The following is a 17,523-nucleotide window of genomic DNA, read 5'->3' as shown; positions in this document are numbered from 1 at the left end:
GGCCGGGACCGCCTTGACCCCCTGCCCGGTGCCTGCTAACTCGCACGGCGTACAAGCGCCGATCGCCGACGCCGCGGTGCGCGGAGCCGGCGATCGGTGGTGCCGCAGGCTACGGCAGGACGATCTCGAAGTCGGGGTCGCCCTGGTCGAGCACGCCGAGGATCTGCGTCAGCACGCCGGCGTCGCCGCGCACCTCGATGCCGTCCGAGTCGGTGTCGCCGCCCGCGAGCCGGATCAGGCGCGGCTTCGACAGCGTGAGCTGCAGCGGCGTGGCCTGATCGGCGTCGCGCTCGACGTAGACCAGCACGCCGTTGCGGAGCGTCAGGTGGAAGCTGCGGTCGAGGTCGGTGAGCGTCACGTCGAGCGACAGGTCGAGATCCCACGCCTTCGGGCCGTTGACGCGGATGGCGACGGCGTCGAAGAGCTGCTCCGGCGTGAGCTGGGCGATGATCAGCGGCGCAGCCGTCTGCGTCGGCGTGCCGAAGTTGCCCTCCCGCAGCTCGGTGGCGCCTGACAGGAAGAAGTTGCGCCAGGTGCCGTTCTCCGCGCCGTATGCCAGCTGTTCGAGCGTGTCGGCGTACAGGACGCGCGCCGCGTCGTGGCCGGCGTCGGCGAAGACGGCGTGATCGAGCAGCGTCGCCGCCCAGCGGTAGTCGCCGGCATCGAACGCCTCCTGCGCGACCTCGACGACGCGGTCGACGCCGCCGATCGCCGACACGTAGCGCTCGGCGAGCGCCTGCGGCGGGTGGGGCCACAGGCGTGCCGGGTTGCCGTCGAACCAGCCCATGTAGCGCTGGTAGATCGCCTTCACATTGTGGCTGACCGACCCGTAGTAGCCGTGGGTGCTCCACGAGGCCTCGAGCGCGGGCGGCAGCTCGATCATCTCGGCGATCTCGGCGCCGTTGTAGCCCTGGTTGAGCAGCCGCAGCGTCTGGTCGTGCAGGTAGCCGTAGAGGTCGCGCTGAATCGCGAGGAACGCCCGGATCTCGTCGTTGCCCCACGTCGGCCAGTGGTGCGAGGCGAACACCACCTCGACCTCGTCGCCGTAGCGCTCGATCGCCTCGGTGAGGTACTGCGACCACACGTGCGGGTCGCGCACCACCGCGCCGCGCAGCGTCAGCAGGTTGTGAAGCGTGTGCGTGGCGTTCTCGGCCATGCACAGCGCGCGGTAGCGCGGCAGGTAGAAGTGCATCTCGGAAGGCGCCTCGGTGCCGGGCGCCATCTGGAAGTCGAACTCGACGCCGTCGATGGTGTGCGTCTCGCCGGTCGTCGTGACTTCGAGGGTCGGCGGGAGGATGGTCGGGTTGCCGGTGGAGGTGGTCTGCCCGAGTCCTGCGCCCACCTGTCCCTTCGGCCCGCGCTCGAGCGCCGCGCCGTACATGTAGCCGGCCCGACGCGCCATCGCGGTTCCCGCGTACACGTTCTCGGCGACCGAATGCTCGAGGAACCCCTCGGGCGCGACGATCTGCACCGCGCCCGACGCGACGTCGTCCTGGCTGACGATGCCGAGCACGCCGCCGAAGTGGTCGATGTGGCTGTGCGAGTGGATCACCGCGTGGATGGCGCGGTCGCCGCGGTGCTGGCGGTACAGCGCCAGCGCGGCAGCCGCCGTCTCCACCGAGATCAGCGGGTCGACCACGATCACGCCGGTGTCGCCCTCGATGAACGACATCACCGACAGGTCGAGGCCCCGCACCTGGTACAGGCCCGGGACGACCTCGAACAGTCCGTGCTTGGCGACGAGCTTCGACTGGCGCCAGAGGCTCGGGTTGACTGAGTCCGGCGCGTCGCCCTCGACGAAGTGGTACGTCGACGCATCCCAGACCACGTCGCCCTCGTCGTTCCGGATCTTCGGGTCGTCGAGCGTGCCGACGAATCCGCGCTCTGCGGCGGCGATGTCGGCGACGTCGTCGAACGGCAGCGATCCGAGTGCTGCGGCGTGCGCCGCGCGGATCGATGCTTCCGGTTCCCGCTGTTGCATGGTCTTTCCCTTCGTCCCGGCCCCGGCGGCCGTGGTCTTCAGTCCCGCGGCGCGGGTGCTTCGAGAGCCGCGACGGCCTCGCGGTTGGTCGCGTAGAACGTCTGCCCCGACAGCAGTCCGAGCTCCTCGAGGCGTGCCTTCGTGGGCACGCGCACCCGGCTGAACGCCAGGCCCACGCCCTGATCGCTGAGCCATTCCTCGAGCGCCTCGAACGCCTCGGCGCCCGTCACGTCGATGTCGGTCACCGCCTCCATGTCGATGACGACATGCGCGACCGGCTCGTCGGCGCCGGTCACCGCGCGCTTCACGGCGGTGGAGAAGACGGCGCCGTTCGCGAAGAACAGCGGCGCCGCCATCCGCACGACGACGACGCCCGGCGCCGTCGTCGCGCCGGCCGCGGCGTCCTCGAGCAGCGACTGCTTCGCGTCGTCGTCGGCCGCGAGCACGTCGATCGCGGGGTTCGCGGCACGCTTGGCGAGGTTGATGAGGGCCAGCACGAACGCCACGACGATGCCGGGGATCGCCCCGACGAAGAGCGTGACGAGGAAGCACACCGCGCCGATGGCGAACTCGAAGCGATCCTGGCGCCACAGGCGGCGGAACTCGCGGATGCCGAGCAGCGGCAGGATGGCGACGCCGACGACGGCGCCGATGGCGGGCGACGGGATGTCGGCGAGCAGCGCGGTGCCGAAGAGCAGGAGCAGCAGTGTTCCGACCGCAAGCACGAGGGACGGGAGCTGGGTGCGCGAGCCCGCCTGATCCATCGCGGCGGTGCGCGAAGTGGAGGAGCCCATCGAGAAGCTGCCCTGGGCGCCGGCGGCGATGTTGCCGAGGCCGAAGGCGAGCAGGTCGCGGTTCGCGTGGAACGGGTAGCCGTGCTTCTCGCCGTATGAGCGCGAGACGAGGAGGCCCTCGGCGGTGGTGACGAGCGTGAGCGCGATCGCCGACGGGATGAGGGCGAGCCACATCTGCCAGTCGATGACCGGCCACGTGAGCGTGGGCGGCCCGGCGGGCACCTCGCCCAGTACGTCGACGCCCCGCTGATCGAGTCCGGTGAGCACGACGAGCAGCGTGGAGAGGATGAGCACGACGAGCGCCCACGGCACGGCTTTCAGGAACCGCGCGCCGAGCAGCAGCACCGCGACCGACACGGCCGAGATCGCCAGCGACCACGCGTTGATCGTCTCGAGGTTCGACACGAGCCCGAACACCTTGTCGACGAACTCGCCGCCCGAGTCGATCTTGACCCCGAGCATCTTCGCGATCTGGCTGACCAGGATGTCGAGCGCCAGTCCCCCGACGAAGCCGATGAGGATCGGCTTCGAGAGGAAGTTCGCGAGGAAGCCGAGCTTGAACACCGCCATCAGCACGAACATGATGCCGCAGATGATCGCCTGCGCGAGCGCGAGCGTCGCGTAGTCGGCGCTGCCCGCGGTGGCGAGGCCCCCGATCGACGAGGCGACGAGTGCGGCGGCCGCCGCATCCGGTGACGCCACGAGCTGGCGCGACGACACCACGAGCGCATAGACGATCGTCGGCACGATGAGGGCGTACAGCCCTGCCGTCGCCGGCAGCCCCGCGATCTGCGCGTACCCGATGTTGAGCGGGATCGCGATGGCCAGGAGCGTGACGCCCGCGGTGAGCTCGGTGACGAGATTCCGCCTGGTCAGGCCGGCGAGGGGTCGCTGCATTCCTGCTCCTGGGATCCGTGGGGACACAGTCGTGTCCACCTTGGCATGGATGCCGGTCGTCAGACCGGATCGCCCGGCACGAGTGGCGGAACGACCGCCTCGCTCGTCACCGTCGAGGTCCACCCGCGCTGCGCCAGCGCTCGCGTGACGGCGGCGACCACGCCGGAGGTGACCGTGAGGCCGCGCACGGGATCGTGCCAGAACTGCACGCGTGCGGTGATGCGTCTCTCCGACACGGCGGTGACCAGCACGCCGACCGCCGGATCGGCGTGCACGCCCTCGGCGGCGGCCGCGGCCTCGGCGAGCGCCCCGACGACCTCGTCGACCGCGGCTCCGGCTCGCTCGACGCGCACCTGCACCTCGCTGCGCCTGCCGCCGTGGCGCGAGTTGTTGACGAGCGTCTCTGCGAGCAGCTTCGAGTTCGGCACGTGCGCGGTACGCCCGTCCGGGGTGGTGAAGACGACCGCGCGCGAGTTGAGCTCGATGACGGTGCCGGTGATCGGCTTGCCGTCAGGACCCTCGACGGTGATCTCCTCGCCGAGCACCACAGGCTTGCGGGTCGCGATGAGCACGCTCGCGGCGAAGTTGTCGGCGACGCCGCGCAGCACCAGTGCCGCGACGACGACCAGCACGATCACGACGGCCAGCACCGGCTGCACGTTGGCGCCCAGGAACGCGAGGGCGATCCCGAAGCCGACGAGCAGCAGCGTGTACTGCGCGAACCGGGCGGCGAAGCGGGTCGCCGCGGGGGTCGCCGTCGGCACATGGCTCATGAGGTCGGTGACGGCGCGCTTGGCGATGCGCGACGCGATCCACCCCGCGAGCAATGCCACGATCGCCCACAGCACCTGCCACCACGTGATCGGCGTGCTCAGGAACTGGCTGAAATCCACGTCGTCAGAATACGAGCGGGGTGCGCGCGCCGCGCGAGCCTCGCCGGGGCCCCGGCTTCGAACGAGAGCCCCGACGACGCCGGGCGCAAAGCGATGATCCCCTCGGTGCCGAAGCGCCGGGGGGATCGTCAATGCGATGTTGGGTTTCCGTGTTCCGGGTCCTTTCGGGCCTTACGTCTCCGTTTTCTCTTCGCAAGATCGAATGTCCTCCTCGCCACCGCCCCCGTCAAGAGTTCACGAGGAAGTCATCTCGATGTGAAGTTGAGGATGAAGGATGCTGCGCCCCCGCGTCGTTCGCAGGGTCGCAGCATCCGTCCCCCGAAGTCACTCGTGTCCGACGAGCTTCAGCCCGACGACGCAGCCGACGAGGCCGAGGATCAGCAGCATCTTGACGAACGAGAACGACTCGTCGCCCGTGATCATCGCGTAGGCGACGGTCAGCGACGCGCCGATGCCGACCCACACGGCGTAGGCGGTGCCGGTGGAGATGTCGCGCATCGCCCAGGCGAGTCCGCCCATGCTGGCGACGAGCGCGACGCCGAAGATGACGGTCGGCCACAGCTTGGTGAAGCCCTCGCTCTTGCCGAGCGCGGTGGCCCAGACGGCCTCGAGGACGCCGGAGAGGATGAGGATGACCCACGACATGACAGTGCTCCTGGCCAGTCTTGTCGCGTACCGGGTACTGATCCGTCGTCCGGGGATCCGGTCGGGGATCCTCGTGCCACCCTACCCCCAGGCCCTGGGCAGGGCCTGGGCAGGCGTCGGCCGCCCGCTCAGACGAAGAACAGCCAGTCGAGCATGCCCGGGTTGTGGGCGTGCACGAGCACGAGGAACACGACAGCGTCGAACAGCAGGTGCACCGTCACGACGTACGTGAGCGAGCGCGTCTTCATGAAGATGAAGCCCTGCAGCAGCGCGAACGGGATGGTGAGCAGCGGCCCCCACGCCTGGTAGCCGAGCTCCCACAGGAACGACACGAACACCACCGCCTGCAGCACGTTCGCCTGCCAGAACGGGAAGTGCCGCCGCAACAGCGCGAAGCAGGTGCAGATGAAGAAGAGCTCGTCCCAGATGCCGACTGCGCCGACGCCGACGAACAGGCGCGCGATGAGCTCGGGGGTGTCGACGACGGGCCAGTTGAGGTAGACACCCGAAGTGATGAAGTAGAACGGCAGGATCAGCCAGCCGAGCAGCAGCACGGCGATGAGCCACGTCCACTGGAACCTCGTCCACCGGCCGCCGCCGCGCCACGGGAAGCGGATCGCCCGATCCCGGTACACCCAGCGCGAGATCACGTACGGCACCGCGACCGCGCCGCCGAGGGCGAGGGCGAAGCGCAGGATCGCGAGGTTGTCGAGCTCCGCCTTCAGCGGGATCGCGCTCACGACGAGCAGGCCCGCAGCGATGAGCGAGAGATCGCGCAGCAGTGAGGGAGGACGGTCCCCACGCCCCCTCCACGCGGCGCTGGCGCGCCACGCGGAGCCTCTGGGCGCGTGGGCCCAGCTGTCTGCCGGCGTCTCCGGCCGGGTCGAGGCATCCATCCGCTCCGTCAGCAGGGCGACCGCAAGGCCCGCGACCAGCAGCACCCACCCGAGCCACGGCACGCGCACGACGAAGAACGCGGGTGCGGCGAGGCAGACGAGGAGGGCGGGCGCGAGGCCCCAGGACCAGGTGCGGACGGCCGGCGCGGGCGGGGCGTCGGGATGTGCGGGCATGCTCGGCGGCTCCGGTGGGTGTCGGGGTCGGGTCGGGTCGGGGTCAGTGGTCGAGGGGATGCTCGATCTCATCCTTCGGCATGCGCGCGACGACGTAGGCGAGCGCGCCGAGGATCAGCGGGATCACACCGGCGGCGATGAAGATCGCCTCGATCGGGACGACCGCGGCCAGGGGGCCCGCGAGCGCCATCGACAGTGGCATGAGCGCCAGCGACACGAAGAAGTCCAGACTCGAGATGCGGCCGAGCATGTGGCGCGGCACCCGGCGCTGCAGGAGCGTGCCCCAGATGACGTTGCCGTAACTGAACCCGAAGCCCACGAGGAAGAGGCACAGCGCCATCAGCCAGTACTGGTGCGTGATGCCGACGATCGCGAAGGGTAGCGTGCTCACGCCCCACACGCCCATCATCACGGTGAGGTACCGTCGCGGCAGCTTCATCGATGACACCACGATCGAGCCGAGCACGCCGCCGACGCCGTAGATCGCGAGGAGGAAGCCGAACAGCCGGGGGTCCTCGCCGATGCGGTCGCGCGTGACGAAGGGCAGCAGCACCTCTTCGGGGCCGACGAACACGAGCACCCAGCCGGTGGCGAAGAGCAGGGTCCACAACAGCCACGGGGTGCGGACCGTGAAGGTCACGGCCTCGCGCAGGTCGTGCAGCACGCCGCGCACGCCCTCGGGCGCCTCATGCTCCTCGCCCGGCGCGGCGGGCGGCTCGGGGCGCACGAACAGCAGCAGCACGAACGCCAGCGCGTGGGCGGCGACCACTCCCCACGCCGCGTGCGCGGGCGCGAGCACCGCGGCGACGATGACGCCCGCGGCCGCCGGGCCCGCCGCCTGCTGCAAGGCGGGCCGGATGGCGCCTTCGAGCCCGTTGGCGGCGAGCAGCTGCGCCGGCGGGAGGATGCGGGGCAGGATCGCGCTGTACGCCGGGAAGAAGAAGCCCGCGCCGGCGCCCATCACGAACGCCACGATCGCGAGGTGCGGGATCGTCACGACGCCGAGCACACCGGCGACCGCGACCGACGTGATCGCGAGGAGGTTCACGAGCTCGACGACGCGCAGCAGCAGCCGGCGGGGAACGCGGTCGGCCGCGATGCCGCCCGGGATGGCGCATGCCAGCAGCCCGATCGCATTGGCCGCGGCGACGGCCGAGAGCTCGACGGGCCCGCCGCCCGCGCCGATGACCGTGTACACCATGACTACTGCCCACATGCCGGCGCCGAAGATCGACAGCACCACGGCGCCGAACAGCATCCGGAAGTCGCGGTGCCCGAGCGGACGCACGAACCGCCACGGGTCGCGGGGCGTCGCGGGGGCTCCCGGGTCGGGGGCAGCTGCGGCGTCGGTCCCGGCCGCGGGGTCGGTGCCGGGGTCGGTCTCGGGCGCGGGTTCGGTCGGCGGTCCCGGCAGCGGGACGGGGCCGGTGAGGGGTTCGGTGGGGCCGGTCATGACCTCGCGACGCGGCGATACGACAGGTCGCGGATGTCGCGTCCCACGCGCGCGCCCTTGCGCTCGAACGCGGTGAGCACACGTCCGTCGAAGCGCGGCGCCCACTCCCCCTCGAACGCCGCCTCGAAGTCCGGCGCCGACGACATGACCTCGCGCATCTGCAGCGCGTAGTCCTCCCAGTCGGTCGCGAGCCGCAGCATCCCGTCGTCCTTCAGCGCACGCGCGGCGATCGCGCCGAAGCCCTCCGCGACCAGGCGCCGCTTGGTGTGCTTCTTCTTGTGCCACGGGTCGGGGAAGAAGATCCAGAGCTCATCGACGGATGCCTCGGGCAGCAGGTGCTGCAGCACCTCGGGCGCGTTCGCCTCGACGAGGCGCAGGTTCTGCGCGCCCGCGCGGTCGGCGTCGAGCATGGTGCGGGCCAGGCCCGCGCGGAAGACCTCGATCGCGAGGAAGTCGGTGTCGGGGCGCGAGGTCGCGGCGTGCACGATGGCGTGCCCCTGGCCCGAGCCGATCTCGACGACGAGCGGCGCCTCGCGCCCCCACACCGCCGCGGGGTCGATCGCCGAGTCGGGCAGGATGCTCGTCGCCGCACGGTCGCGGGGCACCTCGATGACGTACTGCGGGGCCAGCTCGCTCCAGGCGCGCTCCTGGGCCTCCGACATCCGGCCGCTGCGCCGTACGAATGACACCGGCTTCTCACGGAAGGTACGGGGCTCGGGCGCAGGCGTGGCAGGGTTCGTCACCCCTCCAGGCTACCCAGCCGCCCGACATTTCCCGCGAGAGTACAGCTGGTGGACGAAAGGGTGGTTGGTTCCCTACCTCTCGTCCACCAGCTGTACTCTCGCGGTCGAGGACGCCGCGGGCGAGGACGCCGGGTCGAGGACGGCGCGGGCGAGGACGTCGGGTCGAGGACCCCGGGGCGAGGACGCCGGGCTACTGCGGGACCGTGACGAAGTCGATGAGCTCCTCGACGCGGCCGAGGAAGGCGGGCTCGAGGTCGCGGTACGTCTTCACCGACGCGAGGATGCGCTGCCATGCCCGGGCGATGTCGGCCTGATCGTGCGCGGGCCAGCCGAGCGCGCGGCACACGCCGACCTTGAACTCGATGCCGCGCGGCACCTCGGGCCAGCGCTCGATGCCGACGGCCCGGGGCGTGACGCACTGCCACACGTCGATCCAGGGGTGGCCGACGATGAGCACGTGCTTCCCGTGCCGGCCGCGAGCGATGGCGTCGGCGATGCGCGACTCCTTCGAGCCCGGCACGAGGTGGTCGACGAGCACGCCGTACCGGCGCTCCGCCGAGGGCGGCTCCTCGTCGAGCGCGGCGTCGAGCAGGTCGATGCCCTGCAGGTACTCGACGACCACGCCCTCCTCGCGCAGGTCGTCGCCCCACACCTTCTCGACGAGCTCGGCATCGTGCCGGCCCTCGACGAGGATGCGGCTGGCGCGCGCGACGCGGGCCCGCGAGGCGGCGGTCGCGAACGACCCCGAGGCCGTGCGTCTGGGTCCGGCGGGCGCGGCGGCAGGCGCCGGCGGGCCGAGCACGACGTCCTTGCCGTCGATGAGGAAGCCCGCGCCCAGCGGGAAGAGGCGGCGGCGGCCGAGGCGATCCTCGAGCTCCACCATGCCGCCCGCCACACCGACGACGGCGCCGCAGAAGCCGTCGTCCGCCACCTCGACGACGAGATCGCGGGATGCTGCCACCCGCGGCAGCTCGCGAACCCCGCGGCTCTTCCAGCCCGCGGCCAGCACATCGGCGCCGTAGCGATCGTCCATGGTCCTCCTCCGGATCGGCCAGGCTACCCGGCACCCGGCCGCCGGACCGGCAGCGACCCGCGCCCCCGCCCGACACGGCGCACCCGGCCTGCCCGCAGCATCCCTCCCGGTACGTTCTCGGCGAACACACCGGGGCGTCGGGGCCGTGGGCTATCGTCGTATCCCCGCGGCTGAATAGACTCGCGGGAAGGGGAACCCGAGTCCCAGAGGGGGATCGATGCGACTGCGTTGGGCTGCAGCGCTGGCGTCTGCTGCGGTGGTGGCGGTCACGGCGATCGGCGGTGGGGCGGCGCTCGCGACTCCCCCGGTCACGCTCGGCGCGGGCTTCGTGCTCGACGACGCTGACGTGCTCTCGCCGGCAGAGGAGACCCAGGCGCAGAGCCGGCTCGAACAGCTCAAGGCCGACACGGGTCTCGATCTCTGGGTCGTGTACGTCGATCAGTTCACCGATCCATCGAGCGCCGCGGACTGGGCCAATCAGACCGCCGGTGACAACGGGCTCGGCACGACCCAGTACCTCCTGGCCGTCGCGACCGACGGTCGCCAGTACTACCTCTCCGGCGACTCCGCGGGACCCCTGACCGAAGACCAGCTCGCGACGATCGAGCAGCAGCAGATCCAGCCCGCGCTCGCGCAGGACGACTGGCTCGGCGCCGTCGATGCCGCCGCGGCGGGCATCACCGACGCCGCGGGCGGCGGCAGCGGCACGCCGGGCACGGCCGCAGTCGGCAGCAGCTGGCTCACGTGGCTGCTCGTGGTCGTCGTCGTGGCGGTCGGCATCGTGCTGCTCGTGATCTTCCTGCGGCGCCGCAAGAAGGGCGCCGTAACGACCGGGCCCGCCGGCCCGCCGCAGCCCAGCATCGAAGAGCTCGAGCGACGCGCGTCATCGCTGCTCGTCGAGACCGACGACGCCCTCAAGACCAGCGCGCAGGAGCTCGGCTTCGCGAAGGCGCAGTTCGGGGATGCCGCGACCACCGAGTTCGAGGCCGCGCTCGCGACCGCGCAGCAGAGCCTCGACGAGGCCTTCGGGCTCAAGCAGAAGCTCGACGACCACATCCCCGACTCCGAGCAGGACACGCGGGCCTGGAACGAGCGGATCATCGCGCTCTGCGAGGCGTCCAACGCTCTGCTAGACGAGAAGGCCGCCGCGTTCGACGAGCTGCGCAAGCTCGAGCAGAACGCCCCCGAGGCCCTCGCGCGTGTGCACGACGCGAAGGCGAAGGCCGAGGCATCCCTCGCCCAGGCGACGTCCCGCCTGCAGAGCCTCGAGACGGCGTACGCGCCGGAGGCCCTCGCGACCGTCGTCGACAACCCCGAGCAGGCACGACAGCGCCTCGCGTTCGCCGACGAGCAGCTCACCGCCGCGCAGGCCGCGATCGGCGCGGGCGACGGCGGCGAGGCCGCGGTCGGCATCCGTGCCGCCGAAGAGGCCGTCGGCCAGGCGACGCTCCTCGAGAACGCCATCGACAAGCTCGCGACGGATCTGGCCGACGGCGAGCGGAACGCCGCGGCCCTCGTCGCCGAGCTCGAGTCCGACATCGCGGCGGCCTCCGCGCTCCCCGACGCCGACGGCCGGATCGCCGGCGTCATCGCGACGACGAGGCAGCAGCTCGACGCCGCCCGCAGCCAGCTCTCCGGCAGCGCCAAGCGCCCCCTCCTCGCTCTCCAGAGCCTCGAAGCCGCCAACACCCAGATCGACACGCTCGTGCAGGGCGTGCGGGATGCCGAGGCCCAGGCGCAGCGCGCGCGGCAGTTGGTCGGCCAGGTCATGATGCAGGCGCAGGCGCAGGTGTCGGCAGCGGAGGACTACATCACCGCGCGGCGCGGGGCCGTCGGCGCCCAGGCCCGCACGCGCCTCGCCGAAGCGGGCGCCTCGCTCGCCCGCGCGCAGGCGCTGCAGGCGAGCGACCCGCAGCAGGCGATGCAGCAGGCGCAGCGCGCCGACCAGCTCGCGGGGCAGGCGATCCAGCTCGCGCAGAACGACGTCGGTGCGTTCGACGGCGGAATGGGCGGCATGTTCGGCGGCGGCCAGCAGGGCGGGCAGTCCGGCGGCGGCATGCTCGGCGCTGTTCTCGGCGGCATCGTGCTCAACTCCATGCTGGGCGGCGGCGGCCGCTCCTCCGGCGGCTCGGGCGGCGGCCTCGGCGGCATGCTCGGCGGCGGAGGAGGCCGCTCGTCCGGCGGCATGCGACCCGGTAGCTTCGGAGGCGGCGGCACGCGCGCCCGCCGAGGAGGTGGCCGCTTCTGACCCCGACACCACGGAGCGGCCCGCGCGCGCAGGGCGCGGCATCCGTCTCCAGACCAGACTCACGACCCAGACCTGAAGTCCGATAGGAAGGAAATCCGATGGCGAAGCAGTCCATCTTCGGTCGCATCTCGACCCTCATGAAGGCGAACATCAACGCACTCCTCGACTCCGCTGAGGACCCGCAGAAGATGCTCGACCAGCTCGTGCGCGACTACACGAACTCGATCGCCGATGCCGAGTCGGCCATCGCCGAGACCATCGGCAACCTGCGCCTGCTCGAGCGCGACCACCAGGAGGACGTGCAGGCGGCCGCCGAGTGGGGCAACAAGGCCCTCGCCGCCAGCCGCAAGGCCGACGAGCTGCGCAAGACCGGCAACACGACCGACGCCGACAAGTTCGACAACCTCGCCAAGATCGCGCTGCAGCGCCAGATCAGCGAAGAGAACGAGGCCAAGGCGATCGCGCCGACGATCGCGACGCAGAACGAGGTCGTCGACAAGCTGAAGGAGGGCCTCAATGGCATGAAGCAGAAGCTGGAGCAGCTGAAGGCCAAGCGCTCCGAGCTTCTCGCCCGCGCCAAGACCGCCGAGGCCCAGAACAAGGTGCACGACGCCGTCAAGTCGATCGACGTGCTCGACCCGACCAGCGAGCTCGGCCGCTTCGAAGACAAGGTGCGCCGCCAGGAGGCCCTCGCCGCCGGCAAGCAGGAGCTTGCCGCGTCGACGCTCGACGCGCAGTTCAACGCCCTCGAGGACGTCGGCGAGCTCACCGAGGTCGAGGCGCGCCTCGCCGCGCTGAAGACCGGCACCCCGGTGCAGGCCGCGATCGAGAACTGAGCCCACCGCTCACGCCCCGGGGCGCCGGATCCGCACGGATCCGGCGCCCCTCGCGTCTGCCTCCAGCGAACGGACGGCGGGACGGATGCCTCGGCCCGCGGTCTGCGCGAAGATGAGGGGATGACGCGTTACCTCGTGGTCCCGCAGTGGCAGGGAAGCCCGTCCTCCCGCGCGATGCAGCTCATCGACGGCGCCCAGGCGATCGCGGGAGACCTCCCCCGGTCCTCGACCACGGTGCTCGACGTGCCCATGGAGGCCGGAGAGTCGCTGGGCACCGGCATCCACCGCCTCAGCGCCCTGCAGCGCGTGCACGGGATGGTCGCGCAGGCGCTCGACGCGCACGACGCCGCGGCTCCCGGCGAGCACGTGCTCACGATCGGCGGCGACTGCGGCATCGCGCTCGCACCCATCGCGCACGCGGCCCGACGCTCCCCCGGGCTCGCGGTCGTCTGGATCGACGCGCACCCCGACCTCAACTCGCCGGACTCGTCGCCCTCGGGCGCCTTCGCGGGCATGGCGCTGCGCGCCGTGCTCGGCGACGTCGATCCGGGCATGTCGCTGCCGGCCGGCACGATCGCCGCCGAGCGCGTGGTCGTCGGCGGAGCCCGCTCGTTCGACGATCCCGAACTGGACCTCGTGACGGAGCGCGGCATCGCCGCCCTCACTGTCGACGCGCTCCGCGACGCCGACGCACTCGCCGACGCCGTGCTCGCGACCGGGGCCGACGCGGTGTACATCCACATCGACATCGACGCGCTGGATCCCGCCGAGATCGCCGGCAACGCCCACCCCGAGCCGTTCGGCGTCACCGTGGCCGAGCTGACGGTCGCGGTCGCGCGCCTGCGTGAGCGCGTGCCGCTGGCGGGCGCCTCGCTCGCCGGCTACTCCCCCGCCTCGCTCGCCGCGGCCACCGACGACCTGGGCGCGATCCTGCGCGTGATCGGGGCGCTCGCGTGAGCCCCATCCCCACGCCACCGGCGGGGTGGCGCGCCGCCGCCGAGCGCGCCGTGATCCGGGGCAGGCGCATCGACGACGCCATCCCCTCGTTCCTCCTGGACTCGCCCATCAGCCGCGTCGGGTACTGGTACGGCTGCACGGTGGGCTGGGTCTGGGGAACGCTCTGGAGCACCGGGCCTGTCGAGAAGCGCGAGGGCCTGTGGGTGTTCCGCGGCATGCCGCGGTGGACGTTCCCGCGCGGCGGATCGTGCGTCGGCGGATGCTTCCTCACCGGCGACGGCCGCATCACCGAGGCGCTGCTGCGCCACGAGGCCGTGCACAAGCGCCAATGGCAGCGCTACGGGCTGCTCATGCCCGTGCTCTACCTGCTGGCCGGCCGCAACCCGCTGCGCAACCGGTTCGAGATCGAGGCGGGCCTCGCCGACGGCAACTACGTGCCGCGCGGCGCCGCCTGACGCCCAGCTCCGACGCACACCTGTCGACCGGGGGCGGAACGCGACCGGGCGAGTCCGGTCGCGCCGCTCACCGGATCACTTCTGTCCGTGCAGGTGGGCGTTGCAGCCCCAGGCCAGCTCGCCCTCGGGAGTCGTCAGGACGACGTCGGCAGCGCCTCCGCCGCGCTGACTGACGGCCTTGCGCACCGCCTGATCGAACTGACCCCAGTTCTGGGTCTCTCCGCGCTCCACCCCCGAGCCGTCGGATTCGTGGTCCTCCAGTCCGGAGAACGCGCACGGCGAGTTCGCGTTGCTGCGCGCACCCGTCGCCTGGCCGTTGGCGTTGTACTCACCCGCGAACGCTCCGCCCGCTGAGCCGAACACCAGCACCGCCCCCACGGCGATGCCCAGCATGATCTTCCTGCGCATGATGCGCCCCCTCCAGTAGCTGCGGGCGGGCGTCGCACTCGCCCGCGGCCATCGAACTCCCGGGCCGAGGCGCGGTCAATAGGGGAAATACCGCAGCAATACCTAGGCTGTGAGCGAGGCGAGGCGTCAGCGCGCAGTGGCGAGGCCGTACTGCGCGGGGGTGTGGATCGCGTCGGTGGCGATGCCCAGCCCGACGAGGTGGTCGACGATGTCGGCCGTGCCGAGATAGCCGCCCAGCAGGTGGATGCGCGTCTCGTCGCCATCGGTGCAGAGCATCTCGTCGGCCCACGCGGTCACGGCGCGCGTCAGCGCGACGCCCGACGCGCAGCCGCGACCCGTGCCGGGCGCGCCGGAGCGCTGCGAGCGGTCGAGCCACGTCACGACCATGCGGCTCGGGGCGACGACGTGCGCCAGCCACGAGGCATCCGGAATCTCGATGAACACCCGGCCGGTCGAGCAGATCGGCAGCGTCGCGAGCATGGCCTCGAGCTCGGCCAGCGACGACTCGTCGGCCGTGATCAGGTGCTGCACGCGCGTGTGGCGCGACGCGCGGCACGCCGACGCGTTGTGCGCGACGCTGTGAGGCTGGATGTTCTGGACCATGACCCCTCCACTATAACCGCTGACGAAGGGTTGCCTAACCTCATTGCCGATGGTGACGAGTGGATGCCTCGTCCCTACGCGTCGCGCCGCACCAGGACGCGGCGCAGCTCGGAGATCTCGTCGTCGGCGAGGCCGTGCGCGCGCAGATACTCCTCGGCGGATCCGTATCGCCGGGCGACGTCGTCGAGGAGCGCCCGCATGACCGGCGCCGGCGAGCGCGTGGCGAGGTCTTCGAGGTGCACGGCATCGGGGTGCATCGCGCGCAGGAGCTCGACGATCTTGCGGTTGCGCTGCGACGGGAGCAGGCCCTCGGTGCGCGCGTAGTCGGCGACGACCGCGTCGGCGTCGACCCCCGCGGCGGCCAGGGTGAGAGCGATCGTCACGCCCGTGCGGTCCTTGCCGACCGTGCAGTGCACCAGCACCGGCTGGTCGGCGAGGATGCCGCGGACCACGGCGGTCACGCCCTCGGACGAGTCGTCGACGAGCCGCCGGTACATCTCGTCGAGGCTGATGTCGTCGCGGAAGAACGACTCCACCGACCCGAGGAACAGGGGCACCCGCTGGGTCACGACGCCCAGACCCGCGATCCGGCTCGGATCGCGCGCGACCTCGTCGTCGGCGCGGAGGTCGATGATGCGCCGGAGGTGGAGGTCGGCGAGCGCCCGGGTGCCGGCGGGATCGAGACGTGCGAGGTTGCCCGAGCGGAACAGCACGCCGTGGCGCGTCGACGCGTCGCCGGCACGGAGCCCGCCGACGTCGCGCAGGTTGACCGCCCCCGGGACGACGGGATCGACCGGCGCCGGATCGAGCGGAGTCGGGGTGGTCACCACGCGGCGCCCGCGGCGGCGTCCTTGTCTTCGCCGACCAGGTCGTCGCGCGGCGGCGTGCTGTAGCGGCCGGCGATGGCGATGCGGTTGAACGCGTTGATCGACACCAGGATCCAGCTGAGGCCGACGTACTCCTTCTCGCTGAGCACGCCGCCCACGCGGTTGTAGACGTCGTCGGGGATGCCGTCCTGGTGGATGTAGACGTACGCTTCGGCGAGCTCGAAGCCCGCCCGCTCGCGGTCGGAGAACACGCCGGACTCGCGCCATACCGGCAGCTGCGCGATGTCGTCAGCCGTGACGCCCGCGGCGAGCGCCCGTTCGACGTGCACCCGCACGCAATACGCGCAGCCGTTGAGCTGCGACGCGTGGATCTGCACGAGTTCCTTGAGCCGGTCGTCGATGCCGTTCTCGGCGGCGATGCCGCCCACGGTCTTCGAGAAGGCCGAGAGCGCCTGGTAGGCGGGTCGCGCCGCTCGCGAGAGGTGCACGCGGTGTTCTGCCGTCATGACGCCAGACTACCCAGGGGAGGCCCCACCGGGGCCCGGCGTCGGCGGGCTGCGGCATGATGGCCGGGTGAGCGACCCCATCGACGAGTTCTCGTTCCTTCCCGAGCAGGCCGCAGAGGCCGGCATCCCGGCTCCGGTCCCCCGCGGCGACCGGCTGTCGCTGACGCTCGCCGACGGACGCACCCTCAGCGCGCTGCGGTACATCCCGGCCGAGTCCCCCGACGACGCACCGGTGGTGACGTTCCTCCACGGCGCGGGTCTCAACGCCCACACGTGGGACACGACGATCCTGGCCCTCGGCCTCCCCGCCCTCGCGATCGATCTGCCCGGCCACGGCGACTCGTCGTGGCGCGACGACCTCGCCTACATCGCGCGCGCCCTCGCGCCCGATGTCGCCGCAGGGATCGACGCGTGGGCCGACGGCCCCCAAGTGCTCGTGGGACAGTCGCTCGGCGGCCTGACCGCCGCGGCCGTGGCGGCAGCGCGCCCCGACCTCGTGCGCGAGCTCGTCGTCGTCGACATCACCCCCGGCGTCGATCCGAACGCCGGTCCCACGCAGATCCGCGACTTCTTCGCCGGCCCCGTCGACTGGGCATCGCGCGACGAGCTCGTCGAGCGCGCCCTCGCCTTCGGGCTCGGCGGCGGCACCCGTCGCAAGGCGGAGCGCGGCGTGTACTTCAACTCCCGCGTGCGCGCGGACGGCCGGGTCGAGTGGAAGCACCACTTCGCGCACCTGGCGAACGCCGCGTCGGCCTCGCCCGCGGCCGCGGCGACCGCCGCCGCGCAGCAGGACGCCGTCGCGGCGGTGCTCGGCGAGTCCGGGTGGGAGGATCTCGCGGCCGTCACCGCCCCGACGACGCTGATCCGCGGCGAGCGCGGCTACGTCACGCCCGACGACGCCGCAGAGTTCGCGCGACGCGTGCCCGCAGCATCCGTCGCCGTCGTCCCGGCGGGGCACAACGTGCAGGAGGAGATCCCGCTCCAGCTGGGGGCACGCCTGCGCGCGATGGTCACCGCGACCTGATCCCGCCGCGCACGCGGGAAGCATTAACACTTGTGTTGCGTTCCGGGTAGCGGGTTCCCGCGCGTCTCGGCGATGTCCCTAGGCTGAGAGGCGCACCGGCTCGGTACCCCCTGGCCGCCGGGGCTCGCACCGCACGGGACCCCTGAAAGG

17 protein-coding genes and 1 riboswitch are annotated in these 17,523 nt (G+C 71.8%); of the genes, 5 read left to right on the top strand and 12 right to left on the bottom strand.

Features of this window, described 5'->3' with window-relative positions; genetic code table 11:
- Positions 1-109: 109 nt before the first annotated feature.
- The 8 genes from ACFC1I_RS13715 to ACFC1I_RS13680 all read right to left on the bottom strand — a co-directional run bounded on the left by ACFC1I_RS13715 (position 110) and on the right by ACFC1I_RS13680 (position 9,509).
- Entirely contained in the window at positions 110-1,981 is a 1,872-nt protein-coding gene (locus tag ACFC1I_RS13715) for an alkyl/aryl-sulfatase (RefSeq protein ID WP_376010269.1), read from the bottom strand.
- Between the two features lie 38 nt (positions 1,982-2,019).
- Entirely contained in the window at positions 2,020-3,672 is a 1,653-nt protein-coding gene (locus tag ACFC1I_RS13710) for a SulP family inorganic anion transporter (RefSeq protein ID WP_376010268.1), read from the bottom strand.
- Between the two features lie 59 nt (positions 3,673-3,731).
- Complete coding sequence (locus ACFC1I_RS13705) at positions 3,732-4,565, bottom strand: mechanosensitive ion channel domain-containing protein (RefSeq protein ID WP_376010266.1); 834 nt, start codon at positions 4,563-4,565, stop codon at positions 3,732-3,734.
- A 324-nt stretch (positions 4,566-4,889) separates the two neighbouring features.
- Positions 4,890-5,210 (bottom strand): DMT family transporter, encoded by a 321-nt coding sequence (locus ACFC1I_RS13700; RefSeq protein ID WP_376010264.1) that lies wholly within the window; start codon positions 5,208-5,210, stop codon positions 4,890-4,892.
- Positions 5,211-5,219: 9 nt separating this feature from the next.
- A riboswitch (guanidine-III (ykkC-III) riboswitch) is annotated at positions 5,220-5,284 on the bottom strand.
- Positions 5,285-5,338: 54 nt separating this feature from the next.
- A complete protein-coding gene (locus tag ACFC1I_RS13695) occupies positions 5,339-6,280 on the bottom strand; it encodes a type II CAAX prenyl endopeptidase Rce1 family protein (RefSeq protein WP_376010261.1) in 942 nt (313 codons plus the stop codon).
- Between the two features lie 43 nt (positions 6,281-6,323).
- On the bottom strand, positions 6,324-7,568 hold the full coding sequence (locus ACFC1I_RS13690; RefSeq protein WP_376010879.1) for an MFS transporter: 1,245 nt from the start codon (positions 7,566-7,568) through the stop codon (positions 6,324-6,326).
- Between the two features lie 161 nt (positions 7,569-7,729).
- Positions 7,730-8,395 carry a tRNA (guanosine(46)-N7)-methyltransferase TrmB gene (gene trmB, locus ACFC1I_RS13685; protein ID WP_376010876.1) on the bottom strand — a complete coding sequence of 222 codons (666 nt, stop codon included), beginning with the start codon at positions 8,393-8,395 and terminating at the stop codon, positions 7,730-7,732.
- Between the two features lie 271 nt (positions 8,396-8,666).
- Positions 8,667-9,509, bottom strand: a complete 843-nt coding sequence (locus tag ACFC1I_RS13680; protein WP_376010259.1) for a DUF3097 family protein — start codon at positions 9,507-9,509, stop codon at positions 8,667-8,669.
- Positions 9,510-9,726: 217 nt separating this feature from the next.
- Here ACFC1I_RS13680 and ACFC1I_RS13675 point away from each other — a divergent pair, with 217 nt between their 5' ends.
- The 4 genes from ACFC1I_RS13675 (at position 9,727) to ACFC1I_RS13660 (ending at position 14,005) form a co-directional block, all read left to right on the top strand.
- Positions 9,727-11,757, top strand: coding sequence for a TPM domain-containing protein (locus ACFC1I_RS13675; RefSeq protein WP_376010256.1), 2,031 nt, complete (start codon positions 9,727-9,729; stop codon positions 11,755-11,757).
- A 98-nt stretch (positions 11,758-11,855) separates the two neighbouring features.
- Entirely contained in the window at positions 11,856-12,593 is a 738-nt protein-coding gene (locus ACFC1I_RS13670; protein WP_376010253.1) for a PspA/IM30 family protein, read from the top strand.
- A 120-nt stretch (positions 12,594-12,713) separates the two neighbouring features.
- Positions 12,714-13,550: an arginase family protein gene (locus ACFC1I_RS13665; protein ID WP_376010251.1), complete on the top strand. Its 837-nt coding sequence runs from the start codon at positions 12,714-12,716 to the stop codon at positions 13,548-13,550.
- Positions 13,547-14,005 (top strand): Fe-S oxidoreductase, encoded by a 459-nt coding sequence (locus ACFC1I_RS13660; protein ID WP_376010248.1) that lies wholly within the window; start codon positions 13,547-13,549, stop codon positions 14,003-14,005. The genes ACFC1I_RS13665 and ACFC1I_RS13660 overlap by 4 nt, the downstream gene beginning before the upstream one ends.
- A 75-nt stretch (positions 14,006-14,080) precedes the next feature.
- Here ACFC1I_RS13660 and ACFC1I_RS13655 read toward each other — a convergent pair whose 3' ends face one another.
- The 4 genes from ACFC1I_RS13655 to ACFC1I_RS13640 all read right to left on the bottom strand — a co-directional run bounded on the left by ACFC1I_RS13655 (position 14,081) and on the right by ACFC1I_RS13640 (position 16,349).
- Positions 14,081-14,413, bottom strand: coding sequence for a hypothetical protein (locus ACFC1I_RS13655; RefSeq protein ID WP_376010245.1), 333 nt, complete (start codon positions 14,411-14,413; stop codon positions 14,081-14,083).
- Between the two features lie 126 nt (positions 14,414-14,539).
- A complete protein-coding gene (locus ACFC1I_RS13650) occupies positions 14,540-15,016 on the bottom strand; it encodes an SIP domain-containing protein (RefSeq protein ID WP_376010242.1) in 477 nt (158 codons plus the stop codon).
- Between the two features lie 74 nt (positions 15,017-15,090).
- A complete protein-coding gene (locus ACFC1I_RS13645; RefSeq protein WP_376010239.1) occupies positions 15,091-15,843 on the bottom strand; it encodes a tyrosine-protein phosphatase in 753 nt (250 codons plus the stop codon).
- Positions 15,840-16,349, bottom strand: a complete 510-nt coding sequence (locus tag ACFC1I_RS13640) for a carboxymuconolactone decarboxylase family protein (protein ID WP_376010236.1) — start codon at positions 16,347-16,349, stop codon at positions 15,840-15,842. Before ACFC1I_RS13640 ends, ACFC1I_RS13645 begins: the two co-directional genes overlap by 4 nt.
- A 67-nt stretch (positions 16,350-16,416) precedes the next feature.
- Here ACFC1I_RS13640 and ACFC1I_RS13635 point away from each other — a divergent pair, with 67 nt between their 5' ends.
- Positions 16,417-17,373, top strand: a complete 957-nt coding sequence (locus ACFC1I_RS13635) for an alpha/beta fold hydrolase (RefSeq protein ID WP_376010234.1) — start codon at positions 16,417-16,419, stop codon at positions 17,371-17,373.
- Positions 17,374-17,523 lie beyond the last annotated feature (150 nt).

It is taken from the genome of Microbacterium sp. NPDC056044 (assembly GCF_042267145.1).
Taxonomy (GTDB): Bacteria; Actinomycetota; Actinomycetes; order Actinomycetales; family Microbacteriaceae; genus Microbacterium.
The sequence above is the reverse complement of the archived record's forward strand: the minus strand, read 5'-3'. Positions and strand labels throughout refer to the sequence as shown.

What these genes read in the sequence shown, in the direction of transcription:
- ACFC1I_RS13715 (WP_376010269.1), bottom strand. Translation starts at nt 1,981, where the DNA reads ATGCAACAGCGGGAACCGGAAGCATCGATCCGCGCGGCGCACGCCGCA.
- ACFC1I_RS13710 (WP_376010268.1), bottom strand. Translation starts at nt 3,672, where the DNA reads ATGCAGCGACCCCTCGCCGGCCTGACCAGGCGGAATCTCGTCACCGAG.
- ACFC1I_RS13700 (WP_376010264.1), bottom strand. Translation starts at nt 5,210, where the DNA reads ATGTCGTGGGTCATCCTCATCCTCTCCGGCGTCCTCGAGGCCGTCTGG.
- ACFC1I_RS13695 (WP_376010261.1), bottom strand. Translation starts at nt 6,280, where the DNA reads ATGCCCGCACATCCCGACGCCCCGCCCGCGCCGGCCGTCCGCACCTGG.
- trmB (WP_376010876.1), bottom strand. Translation starts at nt 8,395, where the DNA reads ATGTCGGAGGCCCAGGAGCGCGCCTGGAGCGAGCTGGCCCCGCAGTAC.
- ACFC1I_RS13680 (WP_376010259.1), bottom strand. Translation starts at nt 9,509, where the DNA reads ATGGACGATCGCTACGGCGCCGATGTGCTGGCCGCGGGCTGGAAGAGC.
- ACFC1I_RS13675 (WP_376010256.1), top strand. Translation starts at nt 9,727, where the DNA reads ATGCGACTGCGTTGGGCTGCAGCGCTGGCGTCTGCTGCGGTGGTGGCG.
- ACFC1I_RS13670 (WP_376010253.1), top strand. Translation starts at nt 11,856, where the DNA reads ATGGCGAAGCAGTCCATCTTCGGTCGCATCTCGACCCTCATGAAGGCG.
- ACFC1I_RS13665 (WP_376010251.1), top strand. Translation starts at nt 12,714, where the DNA reads ATGACGCGTTACCTCGTGGTCCCGCAGTGGCAGGGAAGCCCGTCCTCC.
- ACFC1I_RS13655 (WP_376010245.1), bottom strand. Translation starts at nt 14,413, where the DNA reads ATGCGCAGGAAGATCATGCTGGGCATCGCCGTGGGGGCGGTGCTGGTG.
- ACFC1I_RS13650 (WP_376010242.1), bottom strand. Translation starts at nt 15,016, where the DNA reads ATGGTCCAGAACATCCAGCCTCACAGCGTCGCGCACAACGCGTCGGCG.
- ACFC1I_RS13640 (WP_376010236.1), bottom strand. Translation starts at nt 16,349, where the DNA reads ATGACGGCAGAACACCGCGTGCACCTCTCGCGAGCGGCGCGACCCGCC.